The following is a 25067-nucleotide window of genomic DNA, read 5'->3' on the forward strand; positions in this document are numbered from 1 at the left end:
ATTTAAGCCAAGACTATAATCTAATGGCTTCTCAGCTCCAAGAAGCAAAACTAGAAACTAAGGATGCCTTAGATTCTTTAAGATTATTAGAAAGTGATTTATCTATAATCACAAGGTTTAAAAACCAGCTTATAGTTTTAAAATCTAAGAGTAAAGTGCTGCTAAGTACTATAGACTCCCTTAATTCAGCAAATATCAAATTGCAGAAGGAAAAGCGCTACGCTCTAAATACTATAGAAAAGAAAACTCTAGCTATAAACGACCTAGAAGAAGCTAATGACTCTTTAAACCGAACTATTGATAATGCAGCTGTATTAAAAGCTGGCAAAATTGAAGCTCGAGCCTATAAATTAAAATCAGGGAAAAAACGATTCACAGAACGTGCAAAACGTACTAATGCGATTGATGTTTGTATTACACTTACAGAAAACCCATTAACGCTTTCAGGTAAAAAAGATATTTACATACAAATTGTAAGTCCGCAAGGAAACGTTGTCTCTGATAAAGGTGAAGTTGTTTTTGGTGATAGTTCTTTAATTTTCAGTAAAAGAGAAATCGTTAATTACAATAATGATAATCTAGAAATTTGTACTGCAATTATAGCTGATGATGAAGATAAGCCCTTTCTAAAAGGCTATTATTTTGTTAATGTTTTTCATAAAAACACTAAGCTTGGCAGCACAAGTATAAAATTAAAGTAAACTAAATACATAATATTTTAAAAACCGCTCTATTAATTAGAGCGGTTTTTTATTTTTGCAGCATGGCAAATGACGATAAATTCAAAAAAGTAATCTCTCATGCAAAAGAGTATGGTTACGTATTTCAAAGTAGTGAAATCTATGATGGCTTAAGTGCTGTTTATGATTATGCACAAAACGGAGCAGAACTAAAGAAAAACATACGCGACTATTGGTGGAAAGCAATGGTACAAATGCACGATAATATTGTAGGTATTGATGCAGCAATCTTTATGCATCCAACAACCTGGAAAGCTTCCGGGCACGTAGATGCATTTAATGATCCTTTAATTGATAATAAGGATTCTAAAAAGCGTTACAGAGCAGATGTTTTAGTTGAAGACTTTAGAGAAAAGATTTTACAAAAAATAAACAAAGATGTTGCAAAAGCAAAGAAACGTTTTGGTGACGCATTTAATGAAAGTGAGTTTAGATCTACAAATGGTAACGTTCTACGTCGTCAAAAGCAAATGGACGAAATCACTGTTGAATTAACCCGAGTTCAAGAAGAAAGTGACTTAGAAGGATTTAAACAGCTTATTTTAGACTTAGGAATTGTGTGTCCTGTTTCAGGAAGTAAAAACTGGACAGATGTAAAACAATTCAACCTTATGTTTGGTACAAAGTTAGGTGCTAGTGCAGAAAGTGCTATGGATTTATATTTAAGACCAGAAACAGCACAAGGTATCTTTGTAAACTTCTTAAACGTTCAGAAAACGGGACGTATGAAAATTCCTTTTGGTATTGCTCAAACAGGAAAAGCATTTAGAAATGAAATCGTCGCAAGACAATTTATCTTTAGAATGCGTGAGTTCGAACAAATGGAAATGCAATTTTTTATTAAACCAGGCACACAAAAAGAATGGTTTGATTACTGGAAAGAAACACGACTTAAATGGCATAAATCACTTGGATTAGGAGAAGAAAACTATCGTTTCCACGATCACGAGAAGTTAGCGCACTATGCAGATGCTGCAACAGATATTGAGTTTAATTTTCCGTTCGGTTTTAAAGAATTAGAAGGTATTCACTCTCGTACAGATTTCGATTTAAAGCAACATGAAGAGTTTTCAGGTAAAAAACTTCAGTATTTTGACCACGAAGAAAAAGCTAATTACACACCTTACGTTTTAGAAACATCAATAGGTTTAGACCGTATGTTCCTGGCCGTATTCTCAAATTCATTAGTCGAAGAAGAATTAGAAAACAATACGACAAGAACCGTTTTAAAATTGCCAGCTGTTTTAGCACCTACAAAAGCTGCTGTATTTCCATTAGTTAAAAAAGATGGTTTACCAGACGTTGCTAAACAAATTGTAGAAGATTTAAAATGGGATTTTAATGTGTTTTACGATGAAAAAGATGCCGTAGGTAAACGATACAGAAGACAAGATGCTAACGGAACACCATTTTGTATTACAGTAGATCATGATACTTTAGAAGATAACACCGTTACGATTCGTCATAGAGATACTATGGAACAAAAGCGTGTTAAAATTGAAGATTTAAAGGATATTATTAAAGCTGAAGTTGATGTAAAGCATTGGCTGATGCGTATGAAGTAATTAATTCCTGAAAAGGCAGGAATCTCTTTAATATTAACTCTCGAGTCTATGATTTGAGAGTTTTTTATTTTAAAAATAAGCCTTCAACTGAATGGTTCCTGTATGAATCGTTTTAGAAGTCTCTGTTTTACGCCCAAAGTAATTCAAATTCAAATCTAAAAACTTAGTCAGCTTCTTCTGAGCCAACAAACTCCAAGTAAAGTTTTTACCTGGTTGTAAGCCTTCTAATATTTGGTATGCTACTGGAGTGTTCGCATTACCTTTAAACTCATTTTGGAAAAAGTTGAATTCACCAGTCAATGCAATCTTCTGTGCATTGTTATACGTAAAAGACAATCCATAATTGTTCTGAGCTAAAGATTCTAAGTTACCAATGGTATTAGATTTTGAAGTGTATTGATAAAAGACATCAAACTGCGCATTTTCGTTAAAGAGATAAGATAGTTTTGGTTGAAAACGTTCTTCATCTATATTAAAATTTCGGTTAGCAAAGTTTTCGCTTATGCTTTCATCACTACCAAAACTAGTAAGCACATTTGCTAACCAATTTGTCGCAAACTTATGATTGAAATTTAGTTGATGATTGGTCAACTTATTTTCTTGAAACCCTATAGAAAGAAGATTTCTACTCGTATTGGTTAAAAAGGTATACGACGTTGTATAAAGTTGCTTTCCTCTATTGTAAAACAACACATTCCGTACACTATTATTTAAGGCTAACTGGTTTTCCTTATCATCTTTAAATGGATTGAGATTAAAGTTATTGCCTTCTCGTTTAATTTTTCTGTCAATTAAATAAGAGGACTGATTATAAAAGTGCGAGAAGAACTTTTTAGTTTTATTTTCGGACTTACTCCATTCTTGCGGATTAATAGTTAAGGTTTGACTCAATCTATTTTGATGCGTGCGTAAAAACACCTGATTTGGTAATAATACTCTTATGTAATTCCCTTGATCTTGAAATTGAGCCAGCACAAATTCACTCAATTCTTGCACACCAATAATACCATCTTCCGTACTATCTATCCATGTATATGCACCTTGACCAGCTTCAACCTCTACATACGTAAAATCTTGTTGTGGTAAAGTCCCGGAATTGGTTTCAAAACTGGTATTCCATATAATAAGATTATTGAATAATTTCTGATTGTAATTTAAACGACTATTTAAACTTTGCTCATCTTGTGTCGTTTCATCTTCTGCTTTTAAATTTCTATAATTAACAAACAATTGCAAATTTGTACTTTTATTCTGTACCAATCGCGATTTTAAATAGTACGTATTAGAACTGTTAACGCGTTCTAAACTATTATTCCTCAAACTATCATTAAAACGTTTTATATAACCAACTTCTGCAAATACTTTAGTGCTATCTCCAATCCCAACAAAAGCTTCATATGCTTTAAATTTTTGACTCAAAGGAGTTAGAGAATCATTAACGATTACAGTTTGTTCGTTATCTTCAATCGCAAATTTCACTCCAGTCCATTTATTGCCCTTTCCATAAACAACGCGATTAAAAGATCTTAAAAATGTAGAGCGATTAATAGTACTCTCACTATTAAGAAAACTAGAATTTGAAAAAATATTAAAATCACCTAAACGCAAATTTGCTGATACATTATGTCTACTTCCATTAAAATTCTCTGAATAATCCAAGTATTCAAAATTATAGGAAGCTGTTCCTTTATTTGAATGTGATAATTGCAATCCTGAAGTTAGTAACAACTGATTACCGAAATTAAAATTCCCTTGATTGTTTTGGGTATTGTCTAAGTTCCAATCACGATTAAATTCAGCTCTGTATAAACGTTGAATAGTTCTAAAGTCCTTTTGAATAAAATCGGCATCTACTAAAGCAGATAAATTCCAAAGACTATCTGATTTTATAAGTTTCTGATTCACTCTTAATTTTCCAGCATAGCCATCATTATCATCATCATCTAGACTCGAAAACAGATTCACATCATTTTTACTACCAGTCAATTCAAAATATACATCAGTTTTTTCGGTTGGTTTGTAACGACCATTCAATACCGCTATTTGCAGACGTTCTGGTGCAATTAATTGTGCTATAGGCTCATAATTTCCTTGAAGAACTCCTCCTATTGGTGCTACATATTCAAAAATATTACTAATAGTATTAAAATTACTTAATACATAATTACCTTGATTTGCTCCAACCAAAGTAAAACCCACACTAAACAATTCATCATCTGGATTATTTGAAAACACAAAAATTTCTTCAACACCAACGAGTTCTTTTCGATATAAAATTCGGTTTTCAGAAAACGATTCAGCAGTTGCTGAAGGTGCTACCATTAAATCCGTATTATCTCCAGCATCTGCTAAAATCTGTGTCTGTTCAGTCGATAAATTCTGTTGCAAGGGTTGGTTTTTAGCATCGCTTTCTGAATATACGGAAACATTTAAACTTAGTTTTTCGGTCGTGTAATTTCCTCCTCCAAATACTGTAAATCTCGAATAGTTACGGTCACTAAATTGATAATCGACTGTAATTCTCATTTCGGAAGTTATGGGAAATGTAGAATTGAAAATAATTTCACCTGCATTATAATCGATAATATAATCATTGTTTTCTCCTCGTTCTAATGGTACTCCATTAACATAAACAGTTTCACTACCAGAAACAATGAGTATAAACAATTCGTTATTTGGACCTCTAAGTTTGTATGGACCTTGATTACCTTCTTGTGCGGTAAACTGAGCCGTCGTAAATTGTCCTCTTACTAAGGCACCAGAAGCAAAAATTTTAGTATTTTCTCCTACATTAGCATTAACCAGCAAGCCCTGTACACGTTTAGAAAAATTAGCAAAATAACTATTTGTATTGACCAAGTCAATATCACCTGCTCGTATATTCCAGTCTTCGCTAAACAGTTCAATAAATACTTGGTCAAATTCATCTAAACGTTGTGAATACCCACTTTCTTGCAAAGGTATATTGGCGTCTTGAATAGACGCTCTCAAAGACACTTTATCACTTAATTTACCTGAAATCTGTAAATCTAATTCACTATTTAAAACCGAATTCTGATTGTTCCCAATTGTCACACCTCTAGAAATACTTCCAGAAGTAGTTAAGCCATCAAAAGGTGTAAATTTATCGCGCTTATTAGTGTTTTCGAGTTTATATAAGGACTGTAGACCAACAGAAGATCTATCTACAATAACCTTGTCATCTAATTGTCTGTATACTTTGGTTAAAAAATTTGGGTAACGCAAGTATTCGATTTGGATTGTATCTAAGTCTATTGGCTGCTTAAACCTTAAAAGTGCCTTTGCAAAATCTATGGTATATAACGTCGAATCTAAAATTGTGTTGTTTTTCCTCTTTATTACAAATTTTAAAGGGTTGATACTTACAGTATCGATGAAAATTGAATCTTTTACAGCCATACGCTTCTTTCTATAATTACTAGAATTCTCTTGGGCAAAACCCAAAAAAGAACTAAAAATTAATAGAAAAAGTAACGTGTTTTTCATCTGCTAATATCTATTGTTTTTAGTATTGTCAGATGGAACATCAAAAATATGCTCTTCTTTTTTACTTAAAATAAATACTAGATGTTTCATGTAGAATAATAACTGTTTTAACTACAAAATATTTTGTAGTTAAAACAAGCTTAAAATAATAGTGTAAAAGTAGCGTATTATTTAATTTAGCAGAACAGTGAATGTTTAATTAAAAAGAGATTCCCACTTTCGTGGGAAATAGATATGAAAATTGTTTCTTACAACGTAAACGGTATCAGAGCAGCCATAAATAAAGGCTTTATAGACTGGCTAAAAGCTACAGATCCAGATGTAATATGTCTTCAAGAAATTAAGGCAATGGAAGAACAACTCGATCTTAGTTTGTTTGATGAAGCTGGTTATAAGTTCAACTATTGGTTTAGTGCTCAGAAAAAAGGCTATAGTGGTGTTGCTATTTTGTGTAAAACAGAGCCCAATCATATAGAATTTGGTACTGGAATTGAATCTATGGACTTTGAAGGCAGAAACATACGCGTAGATTACGACAACGTTTCTGTAATGAGTATGTATTTACCATCAGGAACAAATGATGCCAGATTAGCTCATAAGTTTGAATACATGGATTTAATACATGACTATTTGAATAATCTCCAGAAAGAAAAACCAAATTTGGTTATTGTTGGTGATTATAATATCTGTCACGAAGCGATTGATATCCATAACCCAAAAATGAAAGGTGTTTCAGGATTTTTACCAGAAGAACGTGAGTGGCTTGGAAATTTCATTAATAGCGGTTTTATTGATAGTTTTAGACACTTACATCCTGAACGACAAGAATATTCTTGGTGGAGTTATAGAGCAAATTCCAGAGCAAATAATAAGGGTTGGCGCTTAGATTATGCTATGGCAAGTCAGCCATTACAAGAAAACATTAAACGAAGCGTTATACTGACTGAAGCTGTTCATAGCGACCATTGTCCCATTTTATTAGAACTCCAATTTTAAAAACCAAATCATGATTAAAAAACTTTCATTAATAGCATTATCACTGACATTATTCACCTCTTGTGTTTCTAAAAAAATATATACTGAGCTCGAAGATAAATATGCCAATCTAAAAAAAGAAAATCGCGGATTATCCGATGAAGTTGAAACCCTTTCTAAGGATAAAACGAAACTAAGTAATGATTTAAATCAACTTCAAGCTGCTTACGATACAGCTGTTACAGAACGTGATAAATTACAACGTAATTATGCTGCTGCAAAATCAAATCTTGAAACATTGAAAGCATCATACAAAGCTTTAGAAGAAAATAGCTCTGCATCTATTGCAGCAAATTCTAAGAAAAATAGAGAGCTTTTAGCACAACTCGAAGTCAAAGAACAAGCTTTATCAGCAGAAAATGAACGTCTCAATAACCTCAAAAAAGAACTAGAAAATCGCTCAAAACGTGTGGCTGAATTAGAAAGCGTAATTGCGGCTAAAGATACAAATATGCGTGCATTAAAAGATGCTATTTCTAAAGCATTAACCAACTTTGAAGGTAAAGGTTTAACAGTTGAGCAACGTGATGGTAAAGTTTATGTTTCTATGGAAAATAAGCTTTTATTCCAATCTGGTAGCTGGTCTGTTGGTACAGAAGGCAGAAAAGCAGTACAGCAATTAGGAAGTGTTTTGGCAGAAAATCCAGATATCGCTATACTAATTGAAGGACATACAGATGATGACCCATATACAGGTAATGGACAATTAAGTGGTAACTGGGATTTATCTACTAAACGTGCAACTGCTATTGTAAATATTCTTAGAGAGAATAATTCTATCAGTCCAGAAAATTTAACAGCAGCTGGTCGAGGAGAATTTGCTCCGATAGCAAGTAACGAAACCACTGCTGGCAAGGCTAAAAATAGACGCATCGAAGTGATTTTAACACCTAAGTTAGATGAGATTTCTAAATTGTTGAATGATATTTAATCAGAATGACTAATTAAAGTTTAATTTAAAAAGATTCCTACTTTCGCAGGAACTAAAAGATGAAATACACAACACTACCAAATACAGATATAAAAGTTAGTAAAATATGCCTTGGCACTATGACTTGGGGAAATCAAAACACCCAAGACGAAGGGTTTGCTCAAATGGATTTCGCCTTAGATAAAGGTGTAAATTTCTTTGATGTTGCTGAATTATATCCTGTACCAGCAACAGCAGATACTTATGCAGAAACAGAACGTATTATTGGAAACTGGTTTACAAAAACTGGCAATAGAGATAAAATAGTTTTAGGTACTAAGATTGCAGGTACTGGAGATTATACAGCACATATTAGAACTACAGGTTTTAGCAAAGAAGCACTTAACGAAGCTGTAAATAATAGTTTAAAACGCTTACAAACCGATTATATAGATTTATACCAATTACATTGGCCAGAACGTGAAACGAAGATGTTTGGCACTAGAGATTATGTACATAACCCAAATAATAAATGGGAAGATAATTTTAATGAAATCCTCCATGATCTTGATGACATCATTAAATCTGGTAAAATAAGACAAGTCGGTATTTCTAACGAAGGAGCTTGGGGAACAATGCGTTATTTACAAGAATCAAAAGTAAATAATTTACCAAGGATGATTACCATACAAAATGCTTATAATTTATTATGTAGACCATTTGAAAGTGATTTAGCAGAAGTTGCACACAGAGAAAATATAGGTTTATTAGCGTATTCACCCATGGCATGTGGTGAACTATCTGGTAAATACATCAAAGGTATAGCTGCAGATAATGCACGTTTAAAGTTGTTTCCGAGATTTAATCGCTACAGTGGTGTCACAGCTACAGAAGCCACAAAACGTTATCTAAAAATTGCTGAAGACAACAATATGTCTTTAGCACAGATGTCTTTAGCTTTTGTTAACGAAAGACCATTTTTAACCAGTAATATTATTGGAGCAACATCTTTAGAGCAACTTGAAGAAAATATAGATAGCATTAATATTTCTTTATCAGAAGATGTTATGAAGGCTATCAATGCTGTACATGCAGAGATTCCAAATCCTGCGCCTTAAATTATCAAGGTTTATAAAAACAAAAAGCCCAACTGAAATTTCAGTTGGGCTTTTCTAATAGATATTATTTGATTTTGTTACCATCTTTATCGAAAAAATGGTATTCAAGATAAGTGTAAGCATCTCTAGGTAAAACTTTTACCCATTTTTTGTGTTCAAAAAACCATTTTGAACGTACTGATGGAAACCCTTTGGTTAGGAAGGCTGCTATAAAAGGATGTGTATTTAATGTAACCTTTTTATAGTCTTTTTTGAAAACTCGCTCTAGGTCTTGATTAATTCGTTCTACCACTTTAATTGGTGCTTCAATTTCATCTCCTCCTACTAAGTTAGGGTTTTCTTCTTTTGTTTTAATATTGCGTTCTGGCCTAACGCGTTGTCTGGTAATTTGCACTAAACCAAACTTACTCGGCGGCAATATTTTGTGCTTTGCTTTGTCGTCTTTCATCTCATCTCTAAGATAATTGTAAAGCTTTTTTCTGTTCTCAGCTTTTCCCATATCAATAAAATCGATGACGATAATGCCTCCCATATCACGTAAACGTAATTGGCGCGCAATTTCTTGGGCTGAGATCATATTAACTTCTAAAGCTGTATCTTCTTGGCTCTTCTCTTTATTAGAGCGATTACCACTGTTTACATCTACAACATGAAGCGCTTCGGTATGTTCTATAACCAAATAAGCTCCTCTTGCCATAGATACTGTACGACCAAATGATGTTTTAATTTGGCGTTCTATGCCAAATTTTTCGAAAATAGGAACACCATTTTTATAGTGCTTTACTATAGACTCTTTTTTTGGTGCAATTTGTTGCACATAATCTTTTACTTGTATGTACAATTCTTCGTCATCTACAACAATACCAGAGAATGAATCGTTAAAAATATCTCTCAAAATAGAGGATGCTTTATTCATTTCTCCCAACACTTTAGTTGGGTGATGTGCTTTGTACAATTTTTTACACATTGCTGTCCATCGACCCAGCAAATTTTGCAAATCACTATCGAGCTCGGCAACTTTCTTGCCTTCTGCTACTGTACGAATAATAACACCAAATCCTTTAGGAGTGATACTCTTAACGAGTCTTTTTAATCGGTCTTTTTCTTCTTGTGAATCAATCTTTTGAGAAATTGAAATACGATTAGAAAAAGGTACCAAGACAATGTATCTACCAGCAATAGACAATTCTGAACTAATGCGTGGTCCTTTTGTGGAAATAGGTTCTTTTACTACTTGTACTAAAATGGATTGATTAGATTTAATGGCATTTGCAATTTTGCCATGCTTATCTAAATCCTTTTCTAATGGAAAGTCTTTTAGAGTATAATCTCTTAACTTCCCTGTGCTTACACGTTTAATGAATTTCATTAACGAAGGCAATTGCGGTCCTAGATCATGATAGTGTAAAAAACCATCTTTCTCGTACCCTACGTTAACAAACGCAGCGTTTAGACCAGGCATAACTTTGCGTATTTTGGCAATAAAAATATCACCAACTGCAAAGTCATTATCCTCTTCATCTTTATGTAATTCAATAAGTTTTCCATCTTTTAATAAGGCAAAATCAACAATATCTGAACTCGATCTTACGATTAATTCTTTGTTCATAATGTTAATTTAAATCTAGCTCTTCATTGAGTTAGATGGATTTTACTAAATTATTTGACACAGGATGTAATATCCAGCAAATCTTGGTGTACTCTATTAAATACTCCAGATTCTATATCAAAGAACGTTTCTTTAAAACTGAAAAAAGTAGTTTTATAACTACTTTTAACAATTTATTTCTTTTTGTGACGATTAGCGCGTCTACGTTTTTTACGCTTGTGCGTCGCTACCTTGTGTCTTTTTCTTTTTTTACCACTTGGCATAATAAATAATGCTTTTTAATTAATATTTTAGTTTAAATGCTTCTAGTTTACTTCAACATTAGATTTTACACCTTCTAAAAATACTTTAGCAGGTTTAAAAGCAGGAATGTTGTGAGCTGGTATTTTTATTGTAGTATTCTTTGAAATATTACGACCTGTTTTTTCAGCTCTTGTTTTAATAATGAAACTTCCGAAACCTCTTAAATAAACGTTATCTCCGCTTTCTAAAGATGTTTTTACTTCTTCCATAAAAGTTTCTACTGTAGCTTGCACGTCGCCTTTTTCAATACCTAATTTATCAGATATTTTAGCTACTAAATCAGCTTTTGTCATTGTTATTAGTTTTAGGGTTACTATAAATTCTAAGGGATGCAAATATATGTAATTTAATTTCAATATTTCAAGCGTAATTAATTAAAATTTAACGTGATAAAGATTTAATTTTGCTTCATCCTTTAAAAAATCAAATGGATTTTAAAAACGAACTAATTAGCTGGTATTCAATCCATAAACGAAAATTACCATGGAGAGGTACTAAAAATCCATATTTCATCTGGCTATCAGAAATTATTTTACAACAAACTCAGGTTAAACAAGGGCTACCTTATTACGAAGCTTTTGTTAAAACCTTTCCAACAATTTTTGACCTTGCAAGCGCATCAGAAGAATCTGTTTTAAAACTCTGGCAAGGTCTAGGTTATTACTCTAGAGCAAGGAATTTGCATACAACTGCAAAGCATATTGCTTTAGAGCTAAATGGTGTCTTTCCAAATAACTACAAAGAGCTTCTTAAACTAAAGGGAGTTGGAGATTATACTGCTAGTGCGATTTCTTCTATTGCTTTTAATGAGGTCGCTGCTGTTGTAGATGGGAACGTCTACAGAGTTCTAGCACGCTATTTTGGAATTGACACTCCAATAAATTCGACAGCAGGAATTAAGGAGTTTAAACAACTAGCCACATCGTTGATTGATAAAGAGCGACCTGCAACTTATAATCAAGCCATTATGGAATTTGGTGCACGACAGTGTAAACCTAAAAATCCAGATTGTTCTGTTTGTCCTATTAAAGATAGCTGTGTGTCACTTCAAAAGAACTTAGCTGATACACTTCCTGTTAAATTGAAGAAAACTAAGGTGACCACTAAATATTTCAATTTTTTAGTCTGTATAGATAAGAATAAGCGAATTCTCTTTGAAAAGCGAACCAATAAAGGAATTTGGCGAAACCTCTATCAATTTCCATTAGTTGAATCAGAAAAGAGCATAAATGTTGAGGAATTTCATCTTTTAAACCTTGAGAACACTTTTCCTAAATTTACTAAGTTTGATTACTCCTTATATAAAGATGTCGATAAAATTCATAAACTATCACATCAGCATCTTTATACCAAATTCTGGATTATTGAAGTAGAACAATCCCTAGAACATAGTATTTCAATTAATGACCTTACAAAATATCCTGCACCAGTATTGATAAGTGATTTTATAAATGAATTCAATTTTAGAGGATTATAAAAATCACATTTTTTTATTACTTTTAAAGTAATGATTACAAAAACAGTAATTTTACAAGCTAAAACAAAATTATTATGGCAGGAACGTTAAATAAGGTAATGCTTATCGGTAACTTAGGTGATGAAGTAAAAATGCATTACTTCGATGATAAAAATTGTGTTGGACGTTTTCCATTAGCGACAAGTGAGACATACACAAGTAAACAAACCAATGAACGTGTTACTAATACCGAGTGGCATAATATCGTTGTTAGAAATAAAGCTGCTGAAATTTGTGAAAAGTACTTATCTAAAGGAGATAAAGTCTACATAGAAGGTCGTATAAAAACTAGAAAATGGACTGACGACAAAGGTATGGATCGTTATTCTACAGAAATACAATGTAATGAATTCACGTTTTTAAGCACTAAAAACGATCAACAACAATCACAACAACCTAGCACTTCTAATGTCGCTGTTGCTCAACCACAGCAACCTACACAAAATAGTGCTACACCAGATGGTAATGACGATTTACCATTCTAAATAATTTAATCAATTACATCTTGGACCCAGAACCCACGGTTTTAATTTCAAATTTATTAGTTATTAATACTTCATTTATTACAAGTGTTGTATTACTCATAGTTCTACTAGTGTGTTCTGCTTTAATTTCTGGTGCCGAAGTCGCTTTGTTTTCTTTAACAAAATCTAATATTGACGAAGGTGTAGAGAACAAATCTGTTCCTATGACAATAATAGCTTTACTTTTAGAACGTCCTAAAAAGTTATTAGCAACAATCCTCGTTGCAAACAACTTCATTAATATAGCTGTTGTTTTATTATTCGCTTATATAGGAGAAACCCTTTTTAGTGGGATTACAAATACTATATTTCGTTTTTTACTCGAAGTCGTTTCTGCAACATTTCTAATATTACTGTTTGGAGAAATTATACCAAAAATTTATGCTAGTAGAAATAGTGTAAAGTTTTCGTCTTTTATGGCTAGGCCTTTAAAGGTTTTAGATGTTATTTTTTCGCCTTTAAGTTTACCTATGCGATATGTTACTTTAAAAATCCAAAATACTTTTGGTAAACAACGTTCTAGCATAAGTGTAGATCAATTATCGCAAGCCTTAGAGTTAACCAATGACGAGGATACCACAAAAGAAGAGCAGAAACTATTAAAAGGCATTGTCTCTTTTGGTAACACAGACACAAAACAAGTGATGCGACCACGAATGGATTTATTCGCTTTAAATATTGATACTCCTTTTGAAACCATTATTAAAGACATCATTGAAAATGGCTATTCTAGAATTCCGGTATATGAAGAAAGTATAGATACTATCACAGGCGTGCTTTATGTAAAGGATTTATTACCTCATTTAAATAAGAAAGCATTTAACTGGACCACTATTTTACGTGAACCCTTTTTTGTTCCTGAAAACAAGAAGTTGGATGATTTAATGGTAGAGTTTCAGACTAAGAAGGTTCATCTTGCTGTTGTTGTTGATGAATATGGAGGTACATCTGGATTAGTGTCTTTAGAGGATATAATCGAAGAAATTGTAGGAGATATAAGTGACGAATATGATGATGACGATTTAATTTTTACAAAAATCGATGATAACAATTATAGTTTTGAAGGAAAAACTCCTTTAAAAGATGTATACAAAATAGTCGGAATTGAAACTGATGCAGAAGATTTTGAAGCCAGAAAAGGTGAAGCTGAAACACTTGCAGGCTTTGTTTTAGAAATTTCTGGAGGCTTTCCAAGAATAGGTAGTAAAATAAATTTTAAAAATTACGTTTTTACTATAGAAGCTTTAGAGCGCAAACGCATTAAACAAATTAAATTGACACTACTTAAATGAAACGACTAGTATTACCTTTATTAAGTTTTTTTATGTTGGGTTGTGGAGATGATCCTCTACCAAAACCAAAAGCTTATTTGAGATTAGAATATCCCGAGGCTAAGTATAAAAATGCTTCTATTCCCTTACCGTTTTCTTTTGAAAAGAATAAGTTGGCAGAATCAATAGACTCGGTTAAAACCTCTCATAACTCCATAGGTATAGATATAAAATACCCTTCTTTAAAAGCAACTATTTTTCTCACTTATAAAAAAATTGAAGACGACAATCTAAATAATCTTTTACGCGATGCTCAGAACCTAACACAAGAACACACAATTAAAGCAGATGAAATCTCTTATGATCAATTTGAAAATACCGAAAAGGATGTTTATGGCATGTTATATCAAATTGGTGGTAATGCTGCGTCACAATCTCAATTCTATGTTACAGATAGTATAAATCATTTTGTAAGAGGTTCTTTATACTTCAATGTAAAACCAAATTATGATTCTATTTATCCTGCTTCAGAATACCTTAAAAAAGATATTAAACGTATTATGGAAACCATTCGCTGGAAAAACTAATTGTTTAATTTTACTTCATAAAAAAAGCAGCCGATTGGCTGCTTTTTTGTTTTGTATTTCTAATTATTATTAGAAATTGTATTTTAAACTAGCGTTAAATGTTCTACCAACACCTAAGTAATAACCAAAAGCATTTCTTTGGTTAATATAAGCTTCGTTAAATAAATTATAAACGTTTGCTCTAAAAGTTAACGGATTATCACCAAAAGTGAACTTATATGTTATACCAGCATCAGCTAAAGTATAAGCTGGTAATCTTACTGACTCATATTTACCACCATTCAAAGCTTCTTCAGCTACATCTTCTGGGTCAACAAATTCGTATAGGTCTGTATATAAATTATAATCTGCATCAAAAGAAAGACCTTCACATATATTAGCTCTAAAACCAATACCAAAAGAAGTTTGAGGAGCATTACCAACTTTTACATTCGTTAAGTCAACTTTCCCGTCCGAGATAACAAAATCACCAGTCTCATCGTTTTGTAAAGTATAAGGTGTTTCCCCATCATACTTCCAGTTTCCTAAAGACCCATAATGTCTTATACTCCATGTTCTAGAATCTGGACGATATTCTAAATCCCATTCAACACCTCTATGAACTTGTGTTACATCTGTAAGCCTATAAGTTGATGGGTCATCATTTGGTGCTTGCAATGGTCCATTTACAGCTAAAAATCTGTTACCCCATTCAGTATTATACGCATCTAAATTAAATCTGAAATTAGCATTTTTAAATCTATAACCTCCTTCAAATCCTAAGATTTCTTCATTATCAACATCTGGAGATACTAACTCATTAGAATATCTAATATTAGCAAAAACATTATCTAAAAATGGTTGACGAGAAAACAAACCAACATTTCCAAAAACAGAGTGCTTGTCATCTAATTTATATCCTAAACCACCTTTAACTTGGTATCCTGTTTTGCTTATTTTGTCAGACTTACCTAAACCATCACCTACACCAGACAAACGTCCTTCTCTCTCGTAAGATTGTGTAGATACAGCACCTTGAAAAAATGCGGAAAGACTACCATTAGAATATTCTGCCTGTCCAAAACCACCTACGTAATTAATACGCTCTGAATAATCTCTATCATATCTCTGGCCTTCATCAGCAAAACTAAATAATGCAGACCATGGGTTAGCTTCAAATGTATCGCTAATTACATAATCGTTAGGTCTATCTGTTCTAAAGTTATCTACATAACCGTTTAATCCAAATGTCTCATTTAATTGTCTAAAGTGATCTCCTTTATACATACGAGCATCTAAACCTACATTAAGTGACCAATTTTCATTAGCTTCAATATTTAAATTTGAAAGCAATCCATACCAATTATGGTTATTCACAGAAGATCTTCTTAAGTAAGAATCACCAAAATTACCATTATTATTAGCATCAGCTGAAGCAATGTTATTAACTTCTATTTGGTCAAAATTAATTTCTCTTTCATTTAAACCTGTAATACCTAAGTCTTCGTTTCTCACACGGCCTCTACCTAGACCACCAGTTCCGCCACCACGTCCCCAAGATGCATATAATACTGTTGATAAATCTAATTTCTCATTAATATTTAAATCCCAGTTTAAGTTAGCTACTGGCTTATGATAGTAGTTACGTCTTTCTGTAAAACGTTCACCTTCGTAAAAACCTGAATTACTATTTGCTTTTTCTCCATAAGCTTGAAAATACTCTAAATCTTGAGAAAAATTTTGGTCATGCCATTGTGGTGCACCAGTTAACAAGAAGTTAAATGAGTTTTTTTCATTTGGCTTATAACCAACAGCAAACATATAGTTTTGACCTTGACCAGCTGTACCAATAGAGTATTTTCTATGTGCTTGCCAGTGATCTAATAATACTGAAAACGCCCATCCTTTGTCATTTAACCCAGAATTATAAGCTACAGTACTCTTTACATAACTATCATTCCCTCCAAGGAATCTAACAAAACCTCCTTTTTGTTTGTCTGTAGTTTTAGATACTATGTTTACAGTACCACCTACAGATGAAATTGCTAATTTAGAAGACCCTAAACCACGTTGTACCTGTACTGTGTTGGCAACATCTGACATACCAGACCAGTTAGACCAGTACATTCTACCATCTTCCATACCATTAATTGGCTGACCATTTAATAAGTAAGCTGTATTCGTTTGATCAAAACCTCTTAAGAAAATTTGGCTATCACCAAATCCACCTGCTTGATTAGATACATATACAGAAGGTGTATTTTTCATTGCTTCACCAAACTCAACATTACCAGAGGCCTTTAGTTGAATATCTCTACCTTTAATTGTAGAAACTGCAACAGGTGTTTTTCTACTAGCTGCTAAATCAATAATACCTGTACCTACAACAACGACCTCGTCTAAGGTGCTGTCTAAGTTTAATAAGATATTACCTAAATCAACATCTCCGTTAAATTTGATTGTTTTTGATTCAAATCCAACATAAGAAATTTCGATCTCACCAGAAGTTGATTGAGCAATTAAGGTAAAGTTACCATCAAAATCTGTTGTCACACCATTTGCTGTTCCCTTTACAACTATGTTTGCACCAGGAAGTGGTGAGTTCATCTCTGCATCTATTATTTTACCTTTAATAGTGCTTTGAGCAAAAGCTACCATAGAGAACAAAGTCAATACAGTAACAAATAAAAATTTAGTAATTTTTTTCATATAGAATTAAAGTTAATTGGTTTCTATTATTGCCGCAAAATTACGGATTACTCTAGTTATAACATTAACTAAATGTTAATATTTTTAACAGCCCGAAGTTAATTATACATTTTATAACTTATATGCGCGCATAATTAATTTTTCAGAAACTTTTTAACAATTTTTATCTATTATTCTTATAAAAGTTAACTAAATTTTGTGTAGAGTCATCATGATTTGAAGATGTTTCATTCTCATTAAGCTCTTTTAAGATAGATTTTGCTAATTGCTTACCTAGCTCAACACCAAATTGGTCATAGCTGTAAATATTCCATATAACACCTTGTACGAAGATTTTGTGCTCATACATAGCGATTAATTTCCCTAAGCTCTCTGGTGTTAACTTTTTAATTAACAAAGACGTAGTTGGTTTGTTTCCTTCAAATATTTTAAAAGGAACGAGCTTGTTAATATCTCCTTGAGAAAGTGATTGCTCTTTAAACTCAGCTAAAACTTCAGCTTCAGTTTTACCATTCATTAAAGCTTCGGTTTGGGCAAAGTAATTAGACATCAATTTATCGTGATGATTTTTATTCCCATATAGAGATTCTACAAAACCAATGAAATCAGCTGGAATTAGTTTAGTTCCTTGATGAATTAATTGAAAAAAGGCATGTTGCGAATTTGTACCTGGTTCACCCCAAATTAAAGTTCCTGTTTCGTAATTAACTTTGTTTCCATCTCTATCAACACTTTTACCATTGCTTTCCATAATACCTTGTTGAAGGTAGGTCGCAAATTGATTTAGGTATTGTGTGTATGGAATAATGGCTTCACTTTCGGCATTAAAGAAATTGTTATACCAAACGGTTAATAAAGCTGAAATAACAGGAATATTAGTATCAAAATCTTCAGTTCTAAAATGCTCATCCATTTTATGCGCACCTTCTAAAAGGTTTTCATAATTATCATATCCTAAGGCCAAACTTATTGATAAACCTACGGCACTCCATAGTGAAAAACGACCACCAACCCAATCTTTCATTGGAAAAATATTGGCTTCATCTATTCCAAAAGTTTTGACACTATCTATATTTGTTGAGACAGCTACGAAATGTTTTGACACAGCCTCTTGTGGTTGCGATTCTAAAAACCAAGCTCTAATTGAATTTGCATTAGATAAAGTTTCTTGAGTTGTAAAAGTTTTAGAGACAATAACGAAAAGTGTTGTCTCAGGGTTTAAGTTTTTAATTATCTCGTTATAATGATCACCATCAACGTTACTAACAAAATGAGTTGTTAAATGGTTTTTATAATATTGAAGTGAATCGACTACCATTGCTGGTCCAAGGTCAGAACCACCAATTCCAATATTTACAACATCTGTTATGGATTTCCCTGTAAAGCCTTTATGACTTCCACTAACTACCAAATTCGTGAAATTTTCAATTTTCTCTTTTACTTCATGTACTCCAGGAATCACGTTTACACCATCTACAAAAACCTTTGAGTTTTTTGGAGCTCTTAAAGCCGTATGCGAAACAGCTCGTCCTTCTGTAGCATTAATAATATCGCCTTCAAAATATTTTGAAATTGCATCTTTTAAATCCAACTCGCTCGCTAAACCAATCAGCAAATCTAAAGTTTCTTTGGTAATTCTATTTTTAGAAAAATCAACATAAAAATCGTCCCATTTTATGGTTAATTCGTCAGCTCTTTTTGCGTCAGAATTAAATAAGTCCTTTAAATGTTTTGATTTTATAGATTCGAAATGGGATTGTAATTTTTTCCAAGAATCTGTGGTTGTAGGATTAGTTGCTTTTAATGCCATTATTGTAATTATAAAATTGGATCTTCTGTAATTGTATTTTCGGATTCGATTGGTTCTGCCTCTAGGAAAAAGATATTGTCTAGTCTTCGTTTAGTGGGTTTTATATATTCTAAAAATCTCACTTTTAGACTATCTGAAATTGGTTTAGCTTCAGGTAATTTTTGTTTAAATGGGTCTACTTCTCTTCCATTTTTCCAGAAACGATAGCATACGTGTGGCCCTCCAGTGTTACCTGTCATACCAATCCAACCTATTACATCTCCTTGTTTTACAAACTGCCCTTTTTTTACATTTTGAGCTTTCATATGCAAATATTGAGTGCTATAAGTGTCATTATGTCTAATCTTAACGTATTTACCATTTCCTCCTCGTCTTGTAGATGCTGTAACCGTTCCGTTTGCGGTTGCCAAAATAGGCGTTCCAATTCGTGCTGCAAAATCTGTTCCTTTGTGTGGACGAACTCTATTACCATAATAAGCTATGCGTCGTTTTAAATTATAGCGCGATGATATTCTGCTAAATTGAACTGGTGCTTTTAAAAAAGCACGTCTTAAATTCTTCGCATCTTCATTAAAGTAATCTATGATGCCTTTAATAGAATCTGTTTCAAACTCAAAAGCATAAAGTGAATCACCACTATGTTCAAAATAAGCCGCTTTCACATTATGTACTCCTGCATAAATTGAGTCATCAATATACTTATCTGTATAAATAACCTTAAATCGATCACCCTTTTGAAGTCTTCTAAAATCAATTGTCCAAGCATAAATATCATCCGCCATTTTATGTGCTAGCTTTTGACTTAATCCTTTCTCTTCTAATGTTTCAGAAATGCTACTCTGAATAATCCCAGTTGCAGTCTTTTCTACATATGTTATAGGCTTTCTACTTCTATATGCTTGGATAGAATCCTTAAAATTAATAACAACAAAATCTTCTAAATTTTGTTGATAGATAAATGTTGTTGGTTTTTGAATGCTATCGTTTGCGTTTTCTTTTGCAAAGAGTAAAGTATATGGCTTACCTTCTTGAAGGTTTCTAGCAATATCAAAAGTATCTTTTGCTTTTTCAGCGATTTGATAAATCTTTGGGAATCCAATATTATTGCGTTCTAAGATGATTCCAAAAGTATCTCCTTTTCTTATGGTATCACGTTTAAACTCATAGTGCTTAAGATCAAAACCGAACTCAAGAATTTTTTCTTCTTCAACTATTTCGGCAAGTTCTTTTTTGTATTCTTCTTCGGCTGAATTGTCTTCTTTACAAGAATAAATACTGACTACAATTACGGCTATTGCTACTAATCGTTTTAATTGCATTAATCTTAGCTAATTATAAATTATTTCCCCAATTTTTTAATTCCTCTTCTGTCCACAATTCTGGAAAGAAAATACGTCTTTGATATTTTGGATGCATATATTTTTTCCAATCGCTTCCTCCAGTGGCCTCTCCATCACCAATACCACTATCAATATAATGCTTGGCTGCATTATAATGTGCCATTACCCAACTTACATTAACCGTATAATCGTAATGACGCATTGCTTTAATTAGATCTTCGTCTTGTTGATCTTTTTTAGGCAACTCTTTAAAACGTGTCCAAAGATTTTTAGTATTATAAGTCTCCATAAACCTTAAAAACTCGTCCTTATATCGTTTTTCAAAATTAACTAAAAGCGTGGATTTTTTTCCTGTTTTATGATCTTTTCCCGCAGCTTGCCAATACAAATGTTCAAACGCATGTGTGAAAGGCGTATCTCTATCAATATTCTTTCTGAACCTATAGTCAATAAGATTAATTAATTCTGTTGAAGCAAATTCAATAAGTCTGTACTGAGCACTCTGAAATCCGCTAGCAGGTGTTAGAGTATATCTAAATTTCATATATTGTTCCACCTCCATACCTTCTCTCATAATATTAAAAGAGGTTGAAAGCATGTCAAAATATCTACTGACGCGCATAAGTTTGTCTTCAAAATACTTAACGTCTAAATCTTCTTTTTCTGCAACTTGGGAAATTTCCCAAAGTATCATCTTAAAAATAAGTTCGTTAATTTGATGATAGCCTATAAAAACCATTTCATCTGGAAGCGTAGTGCGCTGTGTTTGAAGACCTAATAACGCATCGGTTTGAATATAATCCCAATATGTAATCGGCTTGCTGTAAAGCAAACCGTATAAATGGTCATCTGTATCTTGGTCTATTTTTGTGTACTTCTCTTGAAGTTCTTTTATTATCTCGTCGTAATTAGGTTGGTCTGACATAAATTAATTGAATTCTATTTTAAAAGAGTGTTTTAAACCTTTAAAAGCAACAAGGTCAGCACGAAGTGAACCAACAGCTAAATCCGCCTTAATTTTTAAAGGAACCTTATTTTTATCTGCACTTACCCAAAGGGTTAAGCTTTCTTCTTCTTTAAAAACACGTCCAGCCATTACATAGGGTCTGAATTTTAATGTCTTTACTTTACCAAACTCTGTTTTTATCGTTTCTCTTCCGAGATACTTAAGTTTAAAACCATAGTTTTCTTCATCAAAAAACATATTTGTTTCTATTTCATCACCTTGTTTTAAGGATGCTATATCTATATTGTTTCTCAAATAATAATACATAGAAACCATATCTTGAACATCTTGTTCAGTAGCTACAGTTTTTACTTTTTTATGCTTTTTATTAAAAACCTCTGCCTTTCTATTTTCATGGTCAAACTTAATTTCAATATCCTTAGTGTGACCACCTTCATCAATTTTTCTTATAAACTTATAAGGCACTCCAGTTTCTTTATCAAAATAACTTTCGTATCGATCTTTGACTTTAAACATCGCTTTTATTAGACCTGTCGTCCAGCCTTTACCAACAACATGATAAACTGAATTTCCGTCTAGGTTTGTTTCGCTTAGAGATAATGTAGCATTACCGGCTTTTAAAAAACCACTATAACTCATTTTAAATTTAAACCACTCGCCTTTTTGAAAAGCAGATTCTTTTTGAATATTCGGAGCTTGGAGTCCGACAAGAAGTAATATTATGGTAAATAAATGTTTCATAATCTATAATTTGTAAATGTAATTAATGTAACGCATTTATTGTGTTACAATTATCTTAAATACAATTACTATTCCAAATGTATTAAAACATTGAAATACAAACCAAAAACCTTAGGTGATTTTATTATTTATTCGATTAATGCTCACATTTTCATTAGTAAACGATGTAATTGTAGAGCTAACCAAAACATATAATTTTAGTTAATGATTATATGCAAAGGGAATTAGAGTTGGTTTTTATTAGCGCGTTTAGTTATAGAGAGCTAAACGCGCTTTGGTTTTTTTAAAGGGTTCCTCTTTTGGCTTGTTCACGTTCTATAGATTCAAACAAGGCTTTAAAGTTACCAGCTCCAAACCCTTGTGCTCCCATACGTTGTATGATTTCAAAGAATAAAGTTGGTCTATCTTCTACTGGTTTCGTAAAAATCTGTAATAGATAGCCTTCTTCATCAGCATCAACAAGAATTGAAAGCCTTTGAAGTTCATTAATATCTTCTTTCATCATATCCATGTGCACTCCCAAACGTCTTGGAATATCATCATAATACGCTTGTGGTGGTGGTGGTAAAAATTCTACTCCTCTAGCTTTTAATTGTGCTACGGTTTTAATAACATCATCTGTTGCCACTGCGATATGCTGTACGCCAGAATCTTCATAAAAATCTAAGTATTCTTCGATTTGAGATTTCTTAGCTGCTTTTGCTGGTTCGTTTATTGGGAATTTGATACGACCATTACCATTACTCATCACTTTACTCATCAATGCTGAATATTCTGTATGGATCTGCTTATCATCAAAAGATAAAAAATTAACGAATCCCATTACATCTTCGTACCATTTTACCCAAGTATTCATTTGTCCCCAACCTACATTACCAACCATATGGTCTATATATTTTAAACCAACTGGTTCTGGGTTGTAATCACTTTTCCATTCCACAAACCCAGGCATAAAAGCACCTTTGTAGTTTTTACGTTCAACAAACATGTGTACAGTTTCTCCGTAGGTGTATATTCCTGCTCTTACGACTTCACCAAATTCATCTTTTTCTACAACAGGTTCCATATAAGATTTTGCTCCTCTTTTTATGGTCTCTTCATAAGACTTGCGAGCATCATCAACCCAAAGTGCCACAACCTTAACACCATCACCATGCTTTACAATATGATTATTAATTGGTGATTTACTATTTAATGGAGTTGTTAGCACTAATCTTATCTTATCTTGCTTTAGTACGTAACTAACAGAATCTTTAGATCCTGTTTCGAGTCCTTTATAAGCATAGGATTGAAAGCCAAATGCTGTTTTATAAAAGTGAGCTGATTGCTTTGCATTACCTACGTAAAACTCTACATAATCAGTACCTAGAAGCGGAAGAAAATCTTGCGCTCCATCAAATATTTTTTCCAAACCGTAGTTTACACTTTTTACTTCTTTTGCCATAAAATGAAAATTTATTTAATATTTAGAATCTAAATCTTTTATTACATCTTCGAATGATTTTTCTTTTTTCGAATCTGTTTTTAACGAATCATTGGTTTCTTCAATTATATAAGTATCATCTTCCCATGTACTAGAAGTGTCTACTTCTATTTCGGTATCAAAAGAATCATCATCTTCAATTGTACCAGATTTAATTTCATCTAGCATTCCTGAAGATAACATGGTGCCATAAAACGCTATAGCCGCAATTGCAAAAACGACTATAATACCATTCATTACTATAGCAATAATATTTATAACCTTTGCTGTGTTGACATTACTTCTAGATTGAGGAGAAAACACTTCTGGATTTTCATTGTATTCTCTCAAACTTTTATTTGCTGTTACCAAACCTATAATTGCCATTATAAGAGGTATTATTGCTGTAATTCCATAACAACAGCAACCTGCAATACCAATAACTAAGGCTAATATTCCTAATATGAGCGCTAAGGGATCAGCAGATAACTTATTTTTATTCATTCTTTTTCAGTACTATTTTTTAATAATTAGTGTTATAACCAAGATTTAAAATAATCTTCGTCAGCTATCTTTAATGCTTCCTCTGTAACTTTTAATGGTTTAAACGTATCTACCATTACTGCTAATTCTTCAGTTTCTTTTTTACCAATACTTCTTTCTGCTGCACCTGGATGTGGACCGTGAGGAATACCAGCTGGATGTAATGAAATATGACCAGCCTCAATGTCATTACGACTCATAAAATCACCATCAACATAATACAATACTTCATCTGCATCTATATTACTATGGTTATATGGAGCCGGAATTGCATTGGGATGATAATCATACAAACGAGGTACAAATGAACAAATTACAAATGCATTGGTTTCGAATGTTTGATGAATTGGTGGTGGTAAATGAATACGACCAGTAATGGGCTCAAAATCGTGAATCGATAATGCGTACGGATAATTAAACCCATCATAACCAACTACATCAAAAGGATGAGAAGCGTACACCATTTCAAAAATTTCATCTTTCTTTTTTACTTTGATGATGAAATCTCCATTTTCATTATTGGTTTCTAATTCATAAGGACGACGAATATCACGTTCACAATAAGGTGAATGCTCTAATAATTGTCCAAACCAATTTCTGTATTGTTTTGGTGTATAAATTGGCGAATGAGATTCTACAATAAACAATCTGTTATCTTCTGTATCAAAATCTATTTTATAGATAATTCCACGAGGAATGATTAGATAATCTCCATATTTAAAATCTAGATTCCCATAGATAGTTCTTAATTTCCCTGTTCCTTTATGGATGAAAATCATTTCATCAGAATCTGTGTTTTTATAAAAATAATCTGTGGTAGATTTTCTTGGT

20 protein-coding genes are annotated in these 25067 nt (G+C 32.5%); 9 read left to right on the plus strand and 11 right to left on the minus strand.

The window, feature by feature from the left end:
- Together QZZ53_RS10600 and QZZ53_RS10605 are read left to right on the plus strand one after the other, a co-directional pair.
- Nucleotides 1-701, plus strand: a 701-nt coding sequence (locus QZZ53_RS10600; protein ID WP_296384386.1) for a hypothetical protein, incomplete at its 5' end; no start/stop codon positions are given.
- A gap of 62 nt (nucleotides 702-763) precedes the next feature.
- On the plus strand, nucleotides 764-2305 hold the full coding sequence (locus tag QZZ53_RS10605; RefSeq protein WP_296384388.1) for a glycine--tRNA ligase: 1542 nt from the start codon (nucleotides 764-766) through the stop codon (nucleotides 2303-2305).
- Nucleotides 2306-2374: 69 nt separating this feature from the next.
- Here the strand turns inward: QZZ53_RS10605 and QZZ53_RS10610 are convergent, their stop codons facing one another.
- Entirely contained in the window at nucleotides 2375-5812 is a 3438-nt protein-coding gene (locus tag QZZ53_RS10610) for a hypothetical protein (protein WP_296384389.1), read from the minus strand.
- A gap of 234 nt (nucleotides 5813-6046) precedes the next feature.
- Here QZZ53_RS10610 and QZZ53_RS10615 point away from each other — a divergent pair, with 234 nt between their 5' ends.
- From QZZ53_RS10615 to QZZ53_RS10625, 3 genes are read left to right on the plus strand one after another with little or no spacing between them, the layout of a single operon-like run.
- Nucleotides 6047-6808, plus strand: a complete 762-nt coding sequence (locus tag QZZ53_RS10615; RefSeq protein WP_296384392.1) for an exodeoxyribonuclease III — start codon at nucleotides 6047-6049, stop codon at nucleotides 6806-6808.
- Between the two features lie 10 nt (nucleotides 6809-6818).
- Nucleotides 6819-7778, plus strand: a complete 960-nt coding sequence (locus QZZ53_RS10620) for an OmpA family protein (RefSeq protein ID WP_296384395.1) — start codon at nucleotides 6819-6821, stop codon at nucleotides 7776-7778.
- Between the two features lie 59 nt (nucleotides 7779-7837).
- Nucleotides 7838-8875 carry an aldo/keto reductase gene (locus QZZ53_RS10625; protein ID WP_296384397.1) on the plus strand — a complete coding sequence of 346 codons (1038 nt, stop codon included), beginning with the start codon at nucleotides 7838-7840 and terminating at the stop codon, nucleotides 8873-8875.
- A gap of 64 nt (nucleotides 8876-8939) precedes the next feature.
- Here QZZ53_RS10625 and QZZ53_RS10630 read toward each other — a convergent pair whose 3' ends face one another.
- Both QZZ53_RS10630 and QZZ53_RS10635 read right to left on the minus strand, forming a co-directional pair.
- On the minus strand, nucleotides 8940-10484 hold the full coding sequence (locus tag QZZ53_RS10630; protein WP_296384399.1) for a ribonuclease E/G: 1545 nt from the start codon (nucleotides 10482-10484) through the stop codon (nucleotides 8940-8942).
- A 305-nt stretch (nucleotides 10485-10789) separates the two neighbouring features.
- The gene (locus tag QZZ53_RS10635) at nucleotides 10790-11080 is read right to left on the minus strand and encodes an HU family DNA-binding protein (protein ID WP_008270198.1); all 291 of its coding nucleotides are present in this window, start codon (nucleotides 11078-11080) and stop codon (nucleotides 10790-10792) included.
- A 134-nt stretch (nucleotides 11081-11214) separates the two neighbouring features.
- Here QZZ53_RS10635 and mutY point away from each other — a divergent pair, with 134 nt between their 5' ends.
- The 4 genes from mutY (at nucleotide 11215) to gldD (ending at nucleotide 14685) form a co-directional block, all read left to right on the plus strand.
- A complete protein-coding gene (mutY, locus tag QZZ53_RS10640) occupies nucleotides 11215-12264 on the plus strand; it encodes an A/G-specific adenine glycosylase (protein WP_296384410.1) in 1050 nt (349 codons plus the stop codon).
- Between the two features lie 74 nt (nucleotides 12265-12338).
- Nucleotides 12339-12788 carry a single-stranded DNA-binding protein gene (ssb, locus tag QZZ53_RS10645; protein ID WP_296384412.1) on the plus strand — a complete coding sequence of 150 codons (450 nt, stop codon included), beginning with the start codon at nucleotides 12339-12341 and terminating at the stop codon, nucleotides 12786-12788.
- Nucleotides 12789-12808: 20 nt separating this feature from the next.
- A complete protein-coding gene (locus QZZ53_RS10650; RefSeq protein WP_296384415.1) occupies nucleotides 12809-14119 on the plus strand; it encodes a gliding motility-associated protein GldE in 1311 nt (436 codons plus the stop codon).
- Nucleotides 14116-14685: a gliding motility lipoprotein GldD gene (gldD, locus tag QZZ53_RS10655; RefSeq protein WP_296384416.1), complete on the plus strand. Its 570-nt coding sequence runs from the start codon at nucleotides 14116-14118 to the stop codon at nucleotides 14683-14685. The genes QZZ53_RS10650 and gldD overlap by 4 nt, the downstream gene beginning before the upstream one ends.
- A 69-nt stretch (nucleotides 14686-14754) precedes the next feature.
- Here the strand turns inward: gldD and QZZ53_RS10660 are convergent, their stop codons facing one another.
- The 8 genes from QZZ53_RS10660 to QZZ53_RS10695 form a co-directional block, all read right to left on the minus strand.
- Nucleotides 14755-17373 (minus strand): TonB-dependent receptor, encoded by a 2619-nt coding sequence (locus QZZ53_RS10660; protein WP_296384420.1) that lies wholly within the window; start codon nucleotides 17371-17373, stop codon nucleotides 14755-14757.
- A 163-nt stretch (nucleotides 17374-17536) separates the two neighbouring features.
- Nucleotides 17537-19183, minus strand: coding sequence for a glucose-6-phosphate isomerase (gene pgi, locus QZZ53_RS10665; RefSeq protein ID WP_296384422.1), 1647 nt, complete (start codon nucleotides 19181-19183; stop codon nucleotides 17537-17539).
- An 8-nt stretch (nucleotides 19184-19191) separates the two neighbouring features.
- Nucleotides 19192-20502 (minus strand): peptidoglycan DD-metalloendopeptidase family protein, encoded by a 1311-nt coding sequence (locus QZZ53_RS10670; protein WP_296384424.1) that lies wholly within the window; start codon nucleotides 20500-20502, stop codon nucleotides 19192-19194.
- A gap of 13 nt (nucleotides 20503-20515) precedes the next feature.
- Nucleotides 20516-21448: a tryptophan 2,3-dioxygenase family protein gene (locus QZZ53_RS10675; protein ID WP_296384426.1), complete on the minus strand. Its 933-nt coding sequence runs from the start codon at nucleotides 21446-21448 to the stop codon at nucleotides 20516-20518.
- A gap of 3 nt (nucleotides 21449-21451) precedes the next feature.
- On the minus strand, nucleotides 21452-22231 hold the full coding sequence (locus QZZ53_RS10680) for a DUF3108 domain-containing protein (protein WP_296384428.1): 780 nt from the start codon (nucleotides 22229-22231) through the stop codon (nucleotides 21452-21454).
- Between the two features lie 283 nt (nucleotides 22232-22514).
- Nucleotides 22515-23675, minus strand: coding sequence for a 4-hydroxyphenylpyruvate dioxygenase (hppD, locus tag QZZ53_RS10685; protein WP_296384430.1), 1161 nt, complete (start codon nucleotides 23673-23675; stop codon nucleotides 22515-22517).
- Nucleotides 23676-23690: 15 nt separating this feature from the next.
- Nucleotides 23691-24197: a CCC motif membrane protein gene (locus QZZ53_RS10690; RefSeq protein ID WP_296384432.1), complete on the minus strand. Its 507-nt coding sequence runs from the start codon at nucleotides 24195-24197 to the stop codon at nucleotides 23691-23693.
- A gap of 32 nt (nucleotides 24198-24229) precedes the next feature.
- A partial coding sequence (locus QZZ53_RS10695) for a homogentisate 1,2-dioxygenase (RefSeq protein ID WP_296384433.1) occupies nucleotides 24230-25067 on the minus strand: 838 nt, incomplete at its 5' end.

This window comes from Winogradskyella sp., from assembly GCF_016744625.1.
Lineage (GTDB): Bacteria > Bacteroidota > Bacteroidia > Flavobacteriales > Flavobacteriaceae > Winogradskyella.

Excerpts from the sequence above, each read along its gene's own strand:
- QZZ53_RS10605 (WP_296384388.1), top strand. The coding sequence starts at position 764 with ATGGCAAATGACGATAAATTCAAAAAAGTAATCTCTCATGCAAAAGAG.
- QZZ53_RS10610 (WP_296384389.1), bottom strand. The coding sequence starts at position 5,812 with ATGAAAAACACGTTACTTTTTCTATTAATTTTTAGTTCTTTTTTGGGT.
- QZZ53_RS10615 (WP_296384392.1), top strand. The coding sequence starts at position 6,047 with ATGAAAATTGTTTCTTACAACGTAAACGGTATCAGAGCAGCCATAAAT.
- QZZ53_RS10620 (WP_296384395.1), top strand. The coding sequence starts at position 6,819 with ATGATTAAAAAACTTTCATTAATAGCATTATCACTGACATTATTCACC.
- QZZ53_RS10625 (WP_296384397.1), top strand. The coding sequence starts at position 7,838 with ATGAAATACACAACACTACCAAATACAGATATAAAAGTTAGTAAAATA.
- QZZ53_RS10630 (WP_296384399.1), bottom strand. The coding sequence starts at position 10,484 with ATGAACAAAGAATTAATCGTAAGATCGAGTTCAGATATTGTTGATTTT.
- QZZ53_RS10635 (WP_008270198.1), bottom strand. The coding sequence starts at position 11,080 with ATGACAAAAGCTGATTTAGTAGCTAAAATATCTGATAAATTAGGTATT.
- mutY (WP_296384410.1), top strand. The coding sequence starts at position 11,215 with ATGGATTTTAAAAACGAACTAATTAGCTGGTATTCAATCCATAAACGA.
- ssb (WP_296384412.1), top strand. The coding sequence starts at position 12,339 with ATGGCAGGAACGTTAAATAAGGTAATGCTTATCGGTAACTTAGGTGAT.
- gldD (WP_296384416.1), top strand. The coding sequence starts at position 14,116 with ATGAAACGACTAGTATTACCTTTATTAAGTTTTTTTATGTTGGGTTGT.
- QZZ53_RS10660 (WP_296384420.1), bottom strand. The coding sequence starts at position 17,373 with ATGAAAAAAATTACTAAATTTTTATTTGTTACTGTATTGACTTTGTTC.
- pgi (WP_296384422.1), bottom strand. The coding sequence starts at position 19,183 with ATGGCATTAAAAGCAACTAATCCTACAACCACAGATTCTTGGAAAAAA.
- QZZ53_RS10670 (WP_296384424.1), bottom strand. The coding sequence starts at position 20,502 with ATGCAATTAAAACGATTAGTAGCAATAGCCGTAATTGTAGTCAGTATT.
- QZZ53_RS10675 (WP_296384426.1), bottom strand. The coding sequence starts at position 21,448 with ATGTCAGACCAACCTAATTACGACGAGATAATAAAAGAACTTCAAGAG.
- QZZ53_RS10680 (WP_296384428.1), bottom strand. The coding sequence starts at position 22,231 with ATGAAACATTTATTTACCATAATATTACTTCTTGTCGGACTCCAAGCT.
- hppD (WP_296384430.1), bottom strand. The coding sequence starts at position 23,675 with ATGGCAAAAGAAGTAAAAAGTGTAAACTACGGTTTGGAAAAAATATTT.
- QZZ53_RS10690 (WP_296384432.1), bottom strand. The coding sequence starts at position 24,197 with ATGAATAAAAATAAGTTATCTGCTGATCCCTTAGCGCTCATATTAGGA.